Raw genomic sequence first — 14,992 nt, forward strand, 5'->3', positions numbered from 1 at the left:
CCGAACTTGAATTTCGGAACGAGAAAAGGAGCGGCTATGAATGCCCCCGTTCGAGCAACAGACTTGTCTGGAACAATATCGCTGCCCATCGAGGGTATGACCTGCGCGTCCTGCGTTGGGCGTGTCGAAAGAGCCCTGAAGGCCGTACCAGGTGTTGAGACCGCGTCGGTCAACTTGGCGACGGAACGGGCGAGCATCACGACCAAATCGGCCGTCGGCCGAGAAAAGCTTGTCGAGGCCATCGAAAACGTCGGTTATTCCGTGCCGGCGAAATCTGCCGGTTCGGCTGGTCCCACGGAACTATCGATCGAGGGTATGACCTGCGCATCCTGCGTCGGCCGCGTCGAGCGCGCTCTGAAGGCAATCCCCGGCGTGACGGAAGCGGTCGTCAATCTGGCGACAGAGCGGGCCACGATCCACGGAAACGCCGATGCGGCGACCCTGATTGCGGCGATCGAAGATGCCGGTTACGAGGCAAAGATGATCGGCGCGGCCGCCGGCAATGGCAGTGAGGATGAGAACGCCGAGCGAACAGAGAAGAAGGAAGCAGAGCGACACGAACTGACCCGTGACTTCACCGTCGCGGCGGTGCTTACCGCGCCCATCTTTCTCATCGAGATGGGATCGCACCTCATTCCGGGTGTGCACGGCCTCATCGAATCGACGATTGGCATGCAGTGGAGCTGGTACATCCAGTTCGCACTGACAACGCTTGTGCTCTTCATTCCGGGTATTCGTTTCTATGACAAGGGGCTCCCGGCACTTTGGCGTCTTACCCCGGACATGAACTCGCTTGTGGCGGTCGGTTCGCTAGCAGCCTATGGGTATTCGCTGGTCGCGACCTTCGCACCCGGCTTCCTGCCGCCCGGAACGATCAACGTCTATTTTGAAGCAGCCGCGGTCATCGTGACGCTTATTCTGCTCGGTCGCCTGCTCGAGGCCCGCGCGAAGGGCCGGACATCCGAAGCGATCAAGCGCCTGGCTGGACTTCAAGCCAAGACGGCGCGCGTCCGCAGGGACGGCAAGGCTGTCGATCTGCCTATCGGCTCGGTCGTTTCCGGCGATATCGTCGAGGTTCGTCCCGGCGAACGTCTGCCCGTCGATGGCGAGGTGGTCGAAGGTGCCAGTTATGTAGACGAGTCGATGATTACAGGCGAGCCGATCCCGGTTTCGAAGTCGGTGGGTAGCGAGGTCGTCGGCGGCACGGTCAACCAGAAGGGCGCGTTCGCGTTCCGCGCGACGGCGGTCGGCGGCAATACGGTGCTTTCGCAGATCATCCGCATGGTTGAAGAGGCTCAGGGCTCCAAGCTGCCAATCCAAGCGCTGGTCGACAAGGTCACCATGTGGTTCGTACCGGCAGTCTTCGCCGTAGCGGCGCTGACCTATGCGGCCTGGCTCTACTTCGGCCCGTCGCCCGCGCTTACCTTCGCGCTGGTCAATGCCGTCGCCGTCCTGATCATCGCCTGCCCGTGCGCCATGGGTCTGGCGACGCCGACCTCCATCATGGTTGGCACCGGTCGCGGCGCCGAACTCGGTGTGCTCTTCCGTAAGGGGGAAGCGCTCCAGTTGTTGAAGGACGCCAAGGTCGTGGCGCTTGACAAGACTGGTACTCTGACCGAGGGCAAGCCGGCCCTGACCGATCTGGAACTGGCTGCTGGTTTCGACCGGTCGAACGTGCTCGGTCTTGTCGCCGCCGTCGAGACCAAATCGGAACACCCAATTGCCCGTGCGATCGTGGACGCGGCCACCGGGGAAGGCATCTCGCTGCCGGCCGTGTCGGACTTCGAATCGGTGACGGGTTTCGGCGTCAAGGCCATGGTGGACGGCAAGCGCGTTGAAATCGGCGCAGACCGGTACATGGTCGAACTCGGCCATGACGTGGCAGCGTTCTCCAGGGTTGCCGAGCGTCTGGGCAACGAGGGCAAGTCGCCCCTCTATGCCGCGATCGACGGCAAGCTCGCGGCGATCATCGCCGTGGCCGACCCGATCAAGGACACCACGCCTGCGGCAATCAAGGCCCTGCACGATCTCGGCCTCAAGGTCGCGATGATCACCGGCGACAATGCCCGCACGGCCAAGGCCATAGCGGCTCGGCTGGGGATCGACGAGGTGGTGGCGGAAGTGCTGCCGGACGGCAAGGTCGATGCGGTTCGCCGCCTCAGGGCCAAGTTCGGCAAGGTCGCCTTCGTCGGCGACGGCATTAACGACGCCCCGGCGCTGGCGGAGGCGGATGTGGGTCTCGCCATCGGCACAGGTACGGACATCGCAATCGAGGCGGCGGACGTGGTCCTGATGTCCGGCAGCCTGCAGGGCGTACCGAACGCGATCGCTCTGTCAAAGGCGACGATCGGCAACATCCGGCAAAATCTGTTCTGGGCGTTTTCCTACAACACGGCTCTGATCCCGGTCGCGGCGGGCGTTCTCCACCCGGCCTACGGCATCTTGCTGTCGCCAGTCTTTGCCGCGGGCGCCATGGCACTATCGAGTGTGTTCGTGCTCGGCAATGCGCTGCGGTTGCGCACGTTCAAAGTGGCGAACTGACGAACCGCAGCAGCCAACCCAATATCCGGGTCGGCTGCTGCACCATTTTAGGGAGAATACTGATGAACATTGGACAGGCATCAAAAGCATCGGGCGTTTCGGCCAAGATGATTCGTTACTACGAGCAGACCGGCCTCATTCCGGCTGCTGACCGAAAGTCGTCTGGCTACCGCGATTATTCGGACACCGACGTGCATATGCTGCGCTTCATCCGCCGCGCGCGCGATCTCGGTTTTTCGGTTGCCGAGATCAGCGATCTTCTCGGCCTGTGGCGTGACGAGACCCGGCAGAGCGCCGAGATCAAGCGCCTGGCGCAGGGCCACATCGACGAACTGGAAAAGAAGATCAAGGGTCTTCAGGACATGGCCCATACGCTCACAATGCTGGTCAACGCCTGCCACGGCGACCACCGCCCCCATTGCCCAATCCTGCAAGGCCTCGAGACTGATCCGGAGGATGAGGATCTGTCGATCCAGCCTCGCCTCGGCGCAGTCGCACGCCCGTTGAGGTGATGGAAGACAGCGCCGGCGCGCCACGCCGCGACTAATGCAAAAACACTCCTTGACCTTACAAGCGCTGGAAGCCGCACCCTGACGGCCATCTTCCTCAGTCCGGCCGTTCCAGGGCGACCGGCTGCAAGCGAAATCATGTGGAATTCACAGAAAGGCAAAACATGACCGAAGCCAGCACACCGCATATCCTCATCTACACCGCGCCGAACTGCCCGGATTGCCGCGCGCTGAAGAATTGGCTTCTTAGGGAGGACCTCGCGTTTGACGAGCGTGACCTTTCCGATCCGGAGATCACCGAGGAGGCGAAAGCACGCACAGGGGTGCGGGTAGCGCCCATCACGATCATCAACGACGAGGTTTTCTACGGCACCTTCGAAAGCCAGAAGCCAGCGCTGATAACGGCGCTTCGTCTGTCGAAAGACGTTTGAGGGAAGCTTTGATATGACAGCCAAACTCGTCGACATCCGGCCGGCCCGGACGAGCCTTGAGGTCCAGGTCGGGCAGACCATCCTCGACGCGGCACTCGCTGCCGGAATTCCTTACCCTCATGGCTGCAAGTCCGGGCGCTGCGGCTCCTGCAAGTCTCGGCTGGTCGAGGGGGAGGTGGAACAGCTCCAGCATTCGCGCTTCGCGCTTACCGATGAAGAGAAAGCCGATGGCCTGATCCTCGCATGCCGGGCGCTTCCCATAACGAGTACGGCCGTGGCATGGCTTGGCAGCGACGACAACGATGCCGTCCAGCCACCGCGACGGCTTAAGGGCATCGTGACCAATCTCGATGACCTCACCCACGACATCAAGTTCGTCCGGATTACGATGGAGGACGGGCCCTGTTTGCGGTTTGCCGCGGGGCAATATGCGCAGCTCAGCTTTGATGGAGCGCCTGCCCGCAGCTACTCCATGGCCAATCGGGATGGCGATGACGGCCTTGAGTTCCACATTCGCCGCGTTCCGGGGGGCGTCACATCGCAGCATGTGCACAGCAGGCTGAAGTCCGGCGACAAGGCAACGCTCGAATTTCCACTAGGGTCCTCCTACCTGCGCCAGCACCATTCCGGCCCGATCCTGTGCATCGCAGGCGGCTCTGGGCTGGCACCAATCAAGGCAATTGTCGAAACCGCTCTCGCCCACGGCGTGAAGCAACCGATCCATGTCTACTTCGGTGTCCGGGGCGAACGCGACCTCTATCTGGTCGAGCACTTTCAGGCGCTCGCTAAACGGCATCCTAATCTCACCTTCGTCCCGGTGCTGTCGGAAGCGCAGTCCGGGCAGTATCGCACCGGTTTCGTGACCCAGGCCGTAGGAAAGGACCTTTCGGACTTGGACGGCTGGAAAGCGTATGTGGCCGGCCCGCCACCGATGGTCGATGCGGCGATGGATACGACTTTTGCGCGCGGATTGCGTAAGGAAGACATGCACGCCGACGTGTTCTTCACCGCCGAAGAGCGGCCCGTGCCGGTTACAGGTGAGTGACGCCGCAACCAGCGATCCGCCAATAAGGCACCGTCGCACGACGCCTCCAATGAAAACGGCCCGCCGCGAACATCTTCGTGGCGGGCATCGCTTTGCGTGCGATCGATCGCCATAGCAGATCCGGGACTCCCTCACCTGCCCGCCCCGGCCAGCGACCGGGCAATGTCGATGATGTCGTCACGCGCCAACGAGACTTTGAGCTGATTGCGGCAGAACGCCGCCAGCCGCCAAACGTTGCCTTTTTGGCAACCGCTGTTGCGAATATCTATGCTTCTTCGCCAGGAGAAACTCTGAAACATTGGTCTTGCAAGCAACTCCTCAGAGGCAAGCAACATGGCCTATGTCATTACAGAGCCCTGCATCGACGTGAAGGACGGCGACTGCACCGCGGCCTGCCCCGTGGACTGCATCTACGAAGGTGGTCGTACCTTCTACATCCACCCCGAAGAATGCATAAATTGCGGCCTTTGTCTGTCGATCTGTCCTGTCGACGCCATTGTCTGGGACCAAGAAATCCCTGACAGCCAGCGCCGTTTCATCGCCGTCAACAAAGAGTTCTTCGGCTCCGACGTCACTGGAATGGGATCGCCGGGCGGTTGGAGCAAGGGATGCTCCACAGCGCTGGACCACCCGTTCGTTGCCGCCTTCGAGAAAGCAGCAACCGTAGCCTAGCAACACTTCAGCAACAGGAACGAGACATGTCTGTGACAGAATTCGGTGGCGTCGTTGCCGCCGTGCCGACGCCGTTCGACGATAAGGGCCGGATCGATACCGCAGCCTTTGTCGAACATGCCAGCTGGTGCCTGAACAATGGCTGTGATGGCCTGAATGTGCTTGGGACGACCGGCGAAGCCAACTCGCTTTCCTTCGAGCAGCGCCGTGCCGTCATGGTTGCCGCCGCCGAGGCGCTGGATACGAAAAGGCTGATGGTCGGCACGGGAACGCCGGATCTCGAGACGACGATCGCCCTGACGACACTTGCCGATCGCCTCGGCTATACGGCAGCGCTGGTCTTGCCACCCTATTACTATAAGCCAGCTTTGGACGACGGGCTTTTCGCCTGGTTTGCGCGGCTCGTCCAAGGCACCGCGAAAAGCCCGATCCCGATCTATCTCTACAATTTTCCGCAGATGACCGGCATCACCTTCAGCCCGGCCTTTGCCGCGAGGCTTGCCGAAGCGTTTCCGGACCGCATCAAGGGCGCCAAGGACAGCTCAGGCGAGCTCGACTATACCCGTCAGCTGGCCGAGATACCGAACTTCGCCGTCTTCCCCAGCAACGAGGCGACACTCGCCGCTGCCGGCGCAGACAACTACGCCGGCACGATTTCCGCGACGGTCAATGTCGCTCCGGTCCTGTCGGCCAGGCTCTGGAAAGACCAGGCCGATGCTCCTTTGCAGGATCGCGTGCTCCGGTTGCGTCAGGCGATTTCCGCCAACCCGCTGATCCCAGCCGTCAAATACCTGGTCGCAAAGAGGTCAGGAAATCCGGTCTGGTACAATGCCGCGCCGCCGCAGCCGCTGCTTGCCGCAGCGCATCGATCGTCACTTGACCTTCTCGCAGCTCAGGTTCACCAGCCGGAGTAAAAGGCCCGTGTCGCAGCGGCGAGCTTGGTCACGCGCTCACGCTCGCCGGTCAACCTGGGAAGGTCGGCGCGTGCCTGCTGCAGGAGTTCGGCGCGGGCGCCTTCGTAGTCGACCCGGGTCAGCCTTCCATCGCGCACAATCTCCTGTCCGCCGACGTAGAGACCCTTCGCGTGGGCCGCAATCATCCGGGTGAGCAGAACCTCCGCCTCGTCCAGATCGTCCGTCAGACTGTCGGCGATCAACGCGCCGTAGTCGATGAGCACCAGATCTTCGTTCACCGCCGCATTCACGACCTTGGCGCCGACATGGATCGCCGCGTCGAACACCTGTGCCGCCGTAAAGGTCCGCGCCATATCTTGGCCGCCATGCAGCAGATGCGCAAGGCGCAGTTCCCGCCAGAGATCCTGATCGTCGTCGAACCCTGTCCCGTCGAGACCGAAGGCGAAAGCCGGCCCGCTTTCCGAAATGGCGGCGACCGGCGCCACGCCGGAACGCAGGCGCAAATTTGCCGACGGATTGGAAACGAGCTGCACACCGCGCGCAGCCAGCAGCTCCAGCTCATCCGGCCGCAGCTGGACGCCGTGGGCAACCGCGAGGCGAGACGAGAGGAAACCGATATCGTCGAGATATCGCACGACCCCTTGCGGGAAGCGCCGGTCCAGCCACTGCCTCTGCCTTGGGCTTTCAAGCAGATGCATATGGATGCGCCGGCCCGTTGCCGCAGAGGCTTCTGCGATGCTTTCGAGCAACGTGTTGGAACACCACTGCGGCCCGATCGGGCCGTATTGGACGTCGATCAGCGGGCTGTTGTTTGCGGCGGCGACCGCGTCGGCCGCCGAAATCTGAACCGGTGGCGGCGCATATTTCGGGATCGAGGCACTGAGCTCGTCCCAGTCTGCCGTGGCGAGAAACGGCCGCAGTCGCTGCGGCCCGCCATCATAGGCCCAGGGGTCGTAGTCAAGCAGCGGACAGGAGAGCGCAAGCCTTATGCCCACGTCACGAGCGGCGCGCATCACGGCGCCAGCCTCTTCCACCAGCCTGTCGATATTCAACGAGTTGTGGCAATGCATGGTCGCACCGACGCCCGTTTGCGCCAGCCGAGAGAACGCCACGAGCGCTTCCAGGTAAGGGTCGGTCCGCGGTCTGAGCCGGAGGCCCGGGATCCAAACTTCCAGGGCATCGTCGATGTTGCCGAAATCGAGCGTGCGGATGCCGTAGCCGTGGTCATGAGCGTTGACGGGCGGCGGCATGAGGAGGGCATTGGCCGGGATCGTTGCCGGTGAGACACCATCGGGCAAACGACGCAGGAGGTTTGTCTCGCGCCGTGCAGCCTCATGACCGGGACGCGAGAGCAGTCGCCCCGGGATCGGTTCTGCGTTCATGGACGGATTGCCTCCATGATCTGGTCGCTGAACCTCAGCAATTCCGCGCCGACGAACTCGATGACGGCCTCGGCCGCGTGCGTGCGCTGGCGACGGCGCTGCACGAGAATTCCGACGTGCAGGTTTTGAAGACGCGACCCGGAAAGCGGTATGGCGACGAGGTCACCCGCCTTGATCTCCGCGAGGAAACCGATCGGCGTGAAGAAGGCCACGCCCTGGCCGGAGATGATGAACGGCTTGAGCATCATCTGACTGTTCGACGACACAAAAGGTCGTCCGGTCCGCTCGAAGACGGACAGTTCGATTTCGATGAGCGAACGGATAGGTTGCGTGTCGAGTTGCAGCAGAAGATCGTACTGGGCGCACTCGGCGAGCGAGACCTGCCGCTGTCTGGCCAGGGGGTGCCCACGCCCGACGAAAGCCATCAGTGGCATCGGTACGCGAAAGAGCATCTCCGTGTCGTCCGGCCGGGCCAGATCGAAGGTCAACCCCATGTCGACGTCGCCTTCGGCCACCAGGCTACTGATGTTGCCGTGACCGGCCGTGTGGATATGGAAACTCACCCCGGGATGGATGCTGTGGAAGGCGTTGACCATGTCCGGCAAAAACTGGATGGCCAGACTGTCGAGACAGGACATCTGCACGCGGCCCGTCTTCTTTCCCTGCAATGCGCCGAGGTCACTGCGCAGAAGCTCGAAATTCTCGAGCGTGGCCCGGGCGTGGCGCAGCACGTTCTCCCCGGCAACGGTCAGCCTCAAGCCATTCGAGAGTCGCTCGAACAAAGCGATGCCGAGCTCGTCCTCCAGTTTCTTGATTTGCCGGCTGACCGCCGAGGACGCCACATGAAGCTCCTCGGAGGCCTTGCGAATGGAACCGGACCGCGCGACCGAGACAAAATATTTCAGGATGCTGGCGTGCATGCAATTCGAACCTTCCCTCCCCTTGGGCACGGACTTATAGCACGCTCACCGTCCCCTCCAAACGGGCGCACGCTTCTGTTGGAAAGCGTTGACACCTTCCAGGGCGTCCTCGCTTTTGAGCGCCTTGACGAGCGCGGGCGTTCGCAGGCCCTGAGCCTCGGCGGGCGAAAGATGCCCGGTGCGATTGACGGTCTGCTTGATCGCCCGGAGCGAAAGCGGCGCACAGGCGACGATTTCACTGACCCAGCGCGCAACGGCAGCGTCGAGTTCCTCCGGTTCGGCCACCTCGTTGACGATGCCAAACCCTTGCATCTCGGCTGCGGAAAACCTCCGGCCCGTCAGCAGCACGCCCATCGCAAGATTGTGGGGGATCCTGCGTTGCAGAAGGACCATGCCGCCATCGAGCGGCAGGCGTCCGACACGGGCCTCCGGCAGGCCGAACGCCGCCGTCGTCGAGGCAACGACGATATCGCAGCCGAGCACCATCTCGAACCCGCCGCCGAGCGCATAACCGTTGACCTTGGCGATGACGGGAACATCCAGCGAGCGGCGAAAGGCCAGCCCACCAAAACCGTTCGGCCGGCTTTCGCTCCAATATTCGAGGCCGGTTGTCTCAGCCCCCTTCAGGTCGGCTCCGGCGCAGAAAGCCCGTTCGCCGGCGCCCGTCAGGACGACACAGCTGATGTCGTCGCGAGCTTCGATCTCTTCCCAGATCGCTTCGAGCTCGCGTTCGGTTGCCACGTCCACCGCATTCATCCGTTCCGGACGGCTGAGCGTGATGGTGGCAACGCGGTCCTCTACGAGAAATTCGACGCTCATGCCGCATCTCCCTGGCGGACGGCCAGCGCCGAGAGGATCTCGTCGTTATGCTCACCGAGCTTCGGCGGGGCGATGCGCACCGTCACAGACGCCGCAGACATGTCGATCGGCGAGCCAACCAGACGCACCGGACCGGCTTTCGTTTCGCCAGCGTCCAGGATCATGCCGTTGATCGCCGTCTGCTCGTCGTCGAGGGCTTCGGGCAGCGAACGCACCGGCGCGCAGAGAATGTCCACCTGCTCCAGGCGGGCGAGCCAATGCGCACTGCTGTTCCTGGCGAACGCCTCGCGAAAGAGCTGCTGCAATTCCGGGCGGCGCTGCATCTGAGCGTCGAAGTCGGCAAATTGCGGCTGCAGGGACAGGTCCTCGATCTCCAGAGCGGTGCAAATATCCCGCAACGGGTTCTGCTTGAAGGCACCGACCATGACGATCGCGCCGTCCGTGGTCTCGAACACGCCCGTCAGAGGGAAAGCACCCCAGTTCAGGTCCTTCTCCCGCATCATATGCGTGGTGCCTTCCTGCATCTGCATGGCGAGCATGGAGCTGTAGAGGCTGACCGCGACCTGCTGGCCTTCACCGGTCTTCTCTCGGTGCAGCAACGCAAGCAGGATGCCCTGCACGAGGTGCATGCCGGCGGAGTAGTCGGCAAGCGGCGTCGCATAGATCGACAGCGGGTGGCTCGCGTCCGACTTTCGCCGCATGACGCCCGAAAGCGCCTGCGCGAGAATGTCCTGCCCACCCTTATGCCGATAGGGGCCTTCCAGGCCGAAGCCGGTACCGACGGCGTAGATCAGCCGCGGATTGGTCTTTCGAAGCTCCTCGTAACCGAAGCCCATGCGCTCCATGACATCGGGACGAAAATTGTTGACGACCACGTCGGCCGTGTCGATCAGGGCGCGCACCGCTGCCCGCGCCTCGTCCTGCTTGAGGTCGAGCGCCAGGCTCTTCTTGTTGCGGTTGAGCGACGAGAAGACCGGATTGTTGAGGCCGTCCGGGTCCGACCCGAGCGACCAGCGTGAGAGATCGCCGATCTTTGCCTTTTCGACTTTGATGACCTCTGCGCCATAGTCGGCCAGCATTTGCGTGCAGCAGGGACCAAGCATGACCTGGGTGAAATCGACGACGCGGATACCGTCGAGGGGAAGTGATGTCATTCTGCAGCCTCCAGATAGGTTGCGTTTTCGGATGGTACGTCCCCGGGATCGGCTCCCTGGGCCCGCAGCTGCTTCTGGATCGCCCTGACATCGGCGTCCCGCACCTTCACGCCGGCGTTGAGCGCCACGGTGGCAGCGACGCCGGCCGCCTCGCCCATCGCCATGCACGGCGGTATCTCGCGGCTCGACTTCTGCGCCTGGATCGTCGCAGAGTAATGCCTGCCCGCGACGATCAGCTGGTCTACCTCCTTCGGCAGCATGGCCCGGTAGGGCGTGTAGTAGTCACGGCCACGGCAGACCGTATCGGCGAAGTGACGGCGGTTCATCACGTCGTCCTTGGTGACGACATACTCGCCCTGGAGCAGTCGCGACTGGCGCACGCCCGTCTGTGGCGCGAAATCGATGACATGGGCATTTTCGAAGCCCGGCAAGTTCACCCGAGCGAATTCGAGCAGGCGGGCGATACGGGCGCGGCCCTCGAGTTCCGCATAGGTCAGGTCCTCGACGCTCAGACCGGAGAGCTTCGGCATATGCGGGCAGTTCAGCCAGATGATGCCCGGCAGCGGCGTCTTCAGCCACCAAAACGACCAGCAACCGCCGATCAGGCGCTTGGCCTCATGATCGAGCGCCTTGAACTTTTCCGGTTCCTCGAATTCGAACCGCTCGGCCGCGTCGGTGTCGATACCACCCCAGCGGGAAACCGTGGTCAGGATGAAGTTGCCGTCCGTATGCTGAGCGCCGGCATCGGCGGCGACGTCGAGGTCGCCCGACGCGTCGATCACCACGTCACCCATGATCGCCTCCCGGCCTGATTTCGTCTGGCAGACCACGCCCTTGATCGCACCGTTCTCGACGATCGCCGACGAGAACCAGCTGTGCGTCCTGAGTTTCACACCGGATTCGCGCAGGACGTCATAGGCGACGCGCTTGAAAGCATCGGGATCGAATGCGGCCGCGTAGCAGATCGGATGCGGCGCGGTCGGCGTGTGGAAATCGAACAACCCCCAGCGTGCCCACCGGCGCCAGGCCTCCGGCGTATCGCGAAGGTCGAGCTGGCGGTCACCATCCGTCGGCGTGACGCAGAGACCGAGCGTCTTCATCCGTTCGATCATCTCCATGCAGATGCCGCGCACGGTGATTTCAACCCCATTGACCATATCGTCGAGCACCAGAACCATGCCGCCTGAGGCAAGTCCGCCGACATAGGGATAACGCTCAAGAAGAGTGACGCTGGCCCCGGTGCGCGCCGCCGACACGGCGGCGGAGATCCCTGCCGGGCCACCGCCGACGACGACCACGTCCGAGCGGTCTACGATCCTGGCGTTGCGCGAAGGTTCCCTGATTGTTTCCATTATCGTTCCTCCATAGGGGAAGTATCCGGCGAAATGTGAAGGAGTTCACAGCCAGTGACTTCGTCGGTTGGCCGGACCTGAATATCCAGGTCCGGCAGCGAGTGTTTGGGGGTCAGTGGTCCGTCGTCGGCTTCCAGCGGACGATCTTCGATTCCGCAAACGAAACGGCGAAGAAGAGAACCACGGCAAGCGAGGCGGCGATCACCACGGTCGCATAAAGCAGCGGCGAGCGGAAATTATAGGTCGCCTCGATGATCAGAGCGCCAAGGCCGTAGCTGGATCCGATCCACTCCGCGACGATAGCACCCATCACGCTGCTGGTTGCCGCGATCTTCAGCGCCGCGAAAAGAAAGGGCAGCGAGCTTGGGAGACGAACCTTCCAGAAAATCTCGGAGTTGCTGGCGGACAGGATGCGCATGAGATCGAGCATTACCGGGCTCACCGACTTCAGTCCCTGCACCATGTTGACGAGCGTCGGGAAGAAGCAGATCAGGCCCGCGATGATGATCTTCGGCGCAATGCCGTTACCGACGAGCAACACCAGGATCGGCGCAAGCGCGATGATCGGTATCGACTTGATGATCACGGCGATCGGATAGAACGCTCGCTCGGCGAGCGGGCTGTGGACGAACCAGACCGCCAGCAGGACGGCAACGACGTTACCGAACACGAAACCGAGAACTGCCTCCATCAACGTCGGCCAGAAATTCGCCCACAGTACGCCGGCGTTTTCGCCGAACGCCTTGATCACGTCGAGCGGACCGGGCGCCATGAACGTTGGCACCGAAAAGCCCCAAACAACGAGTTGCCACAGCAGGATGCAGCCGAGGATCGCGAGCGTGGCCGGCAGGTGACGCAGGGCTGCACCAGCGGCGGCATCGAGCATCTTAAACCTGTTGCCGTCTACCAAAGCGCGGCCTTCCGCTTGCGAAGGAAGCACATTTGCCATCAGCATTCTCCCAAAAGTGTGCGCAGGTGGGCGGTAACGCGAATGAACTCGACCGTGTCGCGCATCACAAGGGATCGCGGATAGGGCAGGTCGACCGTCATGAACTCCTTGACGCGGCCGGGATGGGCCGCAAGCATCAGGACGTGTTGACCGAGAAAGACTGCCTCCGGGATCGAATGCGTAACGAACAGGATCGTGGTCCCTGTTTCTTGCCAGAGGCGCAGCAATTCCTCATTCAGCTTGTCGCGCGTAATCTCGTCGAGCGCTCCGAACGGTTCATCCATCAACAGGATACGGGGGCGGGTGACCAGCGCGCGGGCGATCGCCACGCGCTGGCGCTGACCGCCCGACAGTTCGTGCGGCATCGCCTTTTCGCGCCCCTTCAGTCCGACGAGGGCGATCAATTCTTCCGGATCGGCGTAGGTCGCGCCTGCCTCGCGCTTTCCCACCAGCAGCGGCAGGCGCACGTTGTCGATCACATTGCGCCATGGCAGCAACGTCGCTTCCTGGAAGACGAAGGCGAAGTCGCGGCCCTCGCGTGCCTTGCGCGGCGTCTGTCCATGCACGGATACCGACCCATCGCTGATATGCACGAGGTCAGCGACCGTTCGCAACAACGTCGACTTACCGCAACCGGAAGGGCCGAGCATGGTTACGAGCGAACCGGCCGGTATCTCGACCGAAACGTCGGAGAGTGCGGTAAAGCTGGAATCATTCGCGCCGAAGCGAATATGAAGGTTCGTCACTGATACCGCCGAGCCACTGGCGGCACCGACCGACGCCTGCTTGGATCTGCTAAGCGTTTCCAGCATCGCCTTACCCTACGCTCTTGCGGACATCGGCCGTGGCATCGAGGATTGCCATCGTGTAGACATCGTCCGCATTGGGGACCGGGCCCTTGAACTGGCCGAGGTCCGCATAGGTCTTGATCTGCTCCTCCCAGTTCGCCCGCTCCATGCCGCCCCAGCCGACGGCAGCGGTGGTGTCGTTGAATACGAACTTCATCAGCGGCCCGATTGCCTCGAGTTCGCTTGCCTTGTCGAGGTTCGGATAGGCTTCGAGCAGGATGTCGACGGCCTCCTCCTGGTGGTCGCGCGCATACCCCCATCCGCGTGCCGCACCTGATACGAATGCTGCAAGATGGTCGGCGTGATTTTCCAGCTGATCGTCCGTCGTATAATAGACGTTGGCATAGAGCCGGATGCCGCCGTCCCAAAGCGTCAGGTCGACCCGGTCGTCCCCCAGAACCTTCAGGGCATTGACATTGGTGAGCCAGCCACAGACCGCATCGGCCTGACCGGTCACCAGCTGGTTCATGTCCGAACCCATGTTGACGATCTTGACCTGGTCTTCCCGTATGCCGTTCTTGGCGAGAAGTGCGCGCAGAAGGATAACCGAGGTAGGGATCGCAGCGATTGTCTTGCCGATCATGTCCTCGGGCTTGGCGATGGGATTTGCCTTGCGGGAGAAATAGGCGAAGGGATGCTTCTGGTAGCCGGCCGCGAATGCCTTGATCGGCGCGCCGGCCGAACGGGCCAGCATGACCGACGGGCTGGAGGAAATCTGGCCGATCGTCGACTGGCCGACCGCGACGCCGGCGACGCCGTCGACATTCGGTCCGCCGGGTACGATTTCCAGCTCGACACCGTTCTCGGTGTAGTAGCCCTTCTTGCGAGCGACGAGTTCTCCGAGAAGCCCGTTTGAGGGCAGCCAACCGAGCTGCATTCGAATCGTGGCGGGATCGGCAGCCCGGCCGACCGAAACATTGACAAGGCTGTGGGTCGCGGCAATCGCACCTATCGCAGCGGCATTTGAAAGGAAACCCCGGCGGTTCATGATGAAATGAGACATATCGTTCCCCTTGCTTGTTATGGGAGCGATGAGATCTTGCTGCTCAGGGTTAGATGCCGCCTCATCGCCGGGACCGATGATGATGGAATTCGGCATCTCATAAAGCACAATTTTTAGCGGTTGGCATTGCCGATATGGCAACGCCCAGGTTTCGCCGAGGTTTGCCGTTTCGGCAATTGTGGGCTCGAAAGATTGTTCTTTGTTCGCGCCCTCTCCCGTCGGATAAGCCAATACAGATTTCAAGCGCTCATCGCCGCGGAGGACAGATATCATGCACAGGAACCTGATCGATGGGGAATGGATCACCGGCAGCGAAGTGGTCCACAACATCAACCCGTCCGACACCAACGACGTGATCGGGGACTATGCCCGCGCCTCGGCCGAGGATGCCAAGGCGGCGATTGCCGCCGCCAAGGCAGCGTTTCCGGCCTGGTCGCGCTCCGGCATTCTCGA

General features: G+C 62.3%; 16 protein-coding genes. 7 read left to right on the plus strand and 9 right to left on the minus strand.

Annotated features, from left to right (window positions below):
• The first annotated feature begins 36 nt into the window (after positions 1 to 36).
• From BC363_RS05120 to BC363_RS05135, 4 genes are all read left to right on the plus strand, one after another.
• Positions 37 to 2,541 carry a heavy metal translocating P-type ATPase gene (locus BC363_RS05120; RefSeq protein ID WP_065785825.1) on the plus strand — a complete coding sequence of 835 codons (2,505 nt, stop codon included), beginning with the start codon at positions 37 to 39 and terminating at the stop codon, positions 2,539 to 2,541.
• A 62-nt stretch (positions 2,542 to 2,603) separates the two neighbouring features.
• Complete coding sequence (gene cueR, locus BC363_RS05125) at positions 2,604 to 3,053, plus strand: Cu(I)-responsive transcriptional regulator (protein WP_065785826.1); 450 nt, start codon at positions 2,604 to 2,606, stop codon at positions 3,051 to 3,053.
• Positions 3,054 to 3,214: 161 nt separating this feature from the next.
• Positions 3,215 to 3,481 (plus strand): glutaredoxin family protein, encoded by a 267-nt coding sequence (locus BC363_RS05130; protein ID WP_065785827.1) that lies wholly within the window; start codon positions 3,215 to 3,217, stop codon positions 3,479 to 3,481.
• Between the two features lie 13 nt (positions 3,482 to 3,494).
• On the plus strand, positions 3,495 to 4,526 hold the full coding sequence (locus tag BC363_RS05135) for a 2Fe-2S iron-sulfur cluster-binding protein (RefSeq protein ID WP_065785828.1): 1,032 nt from the start codon (positions 3,495 to 3,497) through the stop codon (positions 4,524 to 4,526).
• A 131-nt stretch (positions 4,527 to 4,657) separates the two neighbouring features.
• Here BC363_RS05135 and BC363_RS35045 read toward each other — a convergent pair whose 3' ends face one another.
• Positions 4,658 to 4,825 carry a hypothetical protein gene (locus tag BC363_RS35045; protein ID WP_161952437.1) on the minus strand — a complete coding sequence of 56 codons (168 nt, stop codon included), beginning with the start codon at positions 4,823 to 4,825 and terminating at the stop codon, positions 4,658 to 4,660.
• Positions 4,826 to 4,859: 34 nt separating this feature from the next.
• On the opposite strand from BC363_RS35045, the gene fdxA reads away from it, so the two are divergent.
• Together fdxA and BC363_RS05150 are read left to right on the plus strand one after the other, a co-directional pair.
• Positions 4,860 to 5,198, plus strand: coding sequence for a ferredoxin (gene fdxA, locus BC363_RS05145; RefSeq protein WP_065785830.1), 339 nt, complete (start codon positions 4,860 to 4,862; stop codon positions 5,196 to 5,198).
• Between the two features lie 26 nt (positions 5,199 to 5,224).
• The gene (locus tag BC363_RS05150) at positions 5,225 to 6,112 is read left to right on the plus strand and encodes a dihydrodipicolinate synthase family protein (RefSeq protein WP_065785831.1); all 888 of its coding nucleotides are present in this window, start codon (positions 5,225 to 5,227) and stop codon (positions 6,110 to 6,112) included.
• Here the strand turns inward: BC363_RS05150 and BC363_RS05155 are convergent.
• The 8 genes from BC363_RS05155 to BC363_RS05190 form a co-directional block, all read right to left on the minus strand.
• Positions 6,097 to 7,494, minus strand: a complete 1,398-nt coding sequence (locus BC363_RS05155; protein WP_065785832.1) for an amidohydrolase family protein — start codon at positions 7,492 to 7,494, stop codon at positions 6,097 to 6,099. The genes BC363_RS05150 and BC363_RS05155 overlap by 16 nt on opposite strands.
• The gene (locus BC363_RS05160; protein WP_065785833.1) at positions 7,491 to 8,414 is read right to left on the minus strand and encodes a LysR family transcriptional regulator; all 924 of its coding nucleotides are present in this window, start codon (positions 8,412 to 8,414) and stop codon (positions 7,491 to 7,493) included. Before BC363_RS05160 ends, BC363_RS05155 begins: the two co-directional genes overlap by 4 nt.
• Before the next feature lie 45 nt (positions 8,415 to 8,459).
• Positions 8,460 to 9,233 (minus strand): enoyl-CoA hydratase-related protein, encoded by a 774-nt coding sequence (locus tag BC363_RS05165; protein ID WP_065785834.1) that lies wholly within the window; start codon positions 9,231 to 9,233, stop codon positions 8,460 to 8,462.
• On the minus strand, positions 9,230 to 10,387 hold the full coding sequence (locus BC363_RS05170; RefSeq protein WP_065785835.1) for a CoA transferase: 1,158 nt from the start codon (positions 10,385 to 10,387) through the stop codon (positions 9,230 to 9,232). The genes BC363_RS05165 and BC363_RS05170 overlap by 4 nt, the downstream gene beginning before the upstream one ends.
• Positions 10,384 to 11,739, minus strand: coding sequence for an FAD-dependent oxidoreductase (locus BC363_RS05175; RefSeq protein WP_202618539.1), 1,356 nt, complete (start codon positions 11,737 to 11,739; stop codon positions 10,384 to 10,386). Before BC363_RS05175 ends, BC363_RS05170 begins: the two co-directional genes overlap by 4 nt.
• Before the next feature lie 112 nt (positions 11,740 to 11,851).
• The gene (locus BC363_RS05180) at positions 11,852 to 12,688 is read right to left on the minus strand and encodes an ABC transporter permease (protein ID WP_065785837.1); all 837 of its coding nucleotides are present in this window, start codon (positions 12,686 to 12,688) and stop codon (positions 11,852 to 11,854) included.
• Positions 12,688 to 13,500 carry an ABC transporter ATP-binding protein gene (locus BC363_RS05185; protein WP_065785838.1) on the minus strand — a complete coding sequence of 271 codons (813 nt, stop codon included), beginning with the start codon at positions 13,498 to 13,500 and terminating at the stop codon, positions 12,688 to 12,690. The genes BC363_RS05180 and BC363_RS05185 overlap by 1 nt, the downstream gene beginning before the upstream one ends.
• A gap of 4 nt (positions 13,501 to 13,504) precedes the next feature.
• Complete coding sequence (locus tag BC363_RS05190) at positions 13,505 to 14,539, minus strand: ABC transporter substrate-binding protein (RefSeq protein ID WP_065785862.1); 1,035 nt, start codon at positions 14,537 to 14,539, stop codon at positions 13,505 to 13,507.
• 271 nt (positions 14,540 to 14,810) lie between these two features.
• Here BC363_RS05190 and BC363_RS05195 point away from each other — a divergent pair.
• The coding region (locus BC363_RS05195; protein ID WP_141690221.1) for an aldehyde dehydrogenase family protein at positions 14,811 to 14,992 on the plus strand (182 nt) is incomplete at its 3' end.

This window comes from Ensifer sp. LC384 (genome assembly GCF_001695865.1).
Lineage (GTDB): Bacteria > Pseudomonadota > Alphaproteobacteria > Rhizobiales > Rhizobiaceae > Ensifer.

What these genes read in the sequence shown, in the direction of transcription:
- BC363_RS05150 (WP_065785831.1), top strand. Translation starts at nt 5,225, where the DNA reads ATGTCTGTGACAGAATTCGGTGGCGTCGTTGCCGCCGTGCCGACGCCG.
- BC363_RS05170 (WP_065785835.1), bottom strand. Translation starts at nt 10,387, where the DNA reads ATGACATCACTTCCCCTCGACGGTATCCGCGTCGTCGATTTCACCCAG.
- fdxA (WP_065785830.1), top strand. Translation starts at nt 4,860, where the DNA reads ATGGCCTATGTCATTACAGAGCCCTGCATCGACGTGAAGGACGGCGAC.
- BC363_RS05165 (WP_065785834.1), bottom strand. Translation starts at nt 9,233, where the DNA reads ATGAGCGTCGAATTTCTCGTAGAGGACCGCGTTGCCACCATCACGCTC.
- BC363_RS35045 (WP_161952437.1), bottom strand. Translation starts at nt 4,825, where the DNA reads ATGTTTCAGAGTTTCTCCTGGCGAAGAAGCATAGATATTCGCAACAGC.
- BC363_RS05185 (WP_065785838.1), bottom strand. Translation starts at nt 13,500, where the DNA reads ATGCTGGAAACGCTTAGCAGATCCAAGCAGGCGTCGGTCGGTGCCGCC.
- BC363_RS05180 (WP_065785837.1), bottom strand. Translation starts at nt 12,688, where the DNA reads ATGGCAAATGTGCTTCCTTCGCAAGCGGAAGGCCGCGCTTTGGTAGAC.
- BC363_RS05160 (WP_065785833.1), bottom strand. Translation starts at nt 8,414, where the DNA reads ATGCACGCCAGCATCCTGAAATATTTTGTCTCGGTCGCGCGGTCCGGT.
- BC363_RS05130 (WP_065785827.1), top strand. Translation starts at nt 3,215, where the DNA reads ATGACCGAAGCCAGCACACCGCATATCCTCATCTACACCGCGCCGAAC.
- BC363_RS05175 (WP_202618539.1), bottom strand. Translation starts at nt 11,739, where the DNA reads ATGGAAACAATCAGGGAACCTTCGCGCAACGCCAGGATCGTAGACCGC.
- BC363_RS05135 (WP_065785828.1), top strand. Translation starts at nt 3,495, where the DNA reads ATGACAGCCAAACTCGTCGACATCCGGCCGGCCCGGACGAGCCTTGAG.
- BC363_RS05155 (WP_065785832.1), bottom strand. Translation starts at nt 7,494, where the DNA reads ATGAACGCAGAACCGATCCCGGGGCGACTGCTCTCGCGTCCCGGTCAT.
- cueR (WP_065785826.1), top strand. Translation starts at nt 2,604, where the DNA reads ATGAACATTGGACAGGCATCAAAAGCATCGGGCGTTTCGGCCAAGATG.
- BC363_RS05120 (WP_065785825.1), top strand. Translation starts at nt 37, where the DNA reads ATGAATGCCCCCGTTCGAGCAACAGACTTGTCTGGAACAATATCGCTG.
- BC363_RS05190 (WP_065785862.1), bottom strand. Translation starts at nt 14,539, where the DNA reads ATGTCTCATTTCATCATGAACCGCCGGGGTTTCCTTTCAAATGCCGCT.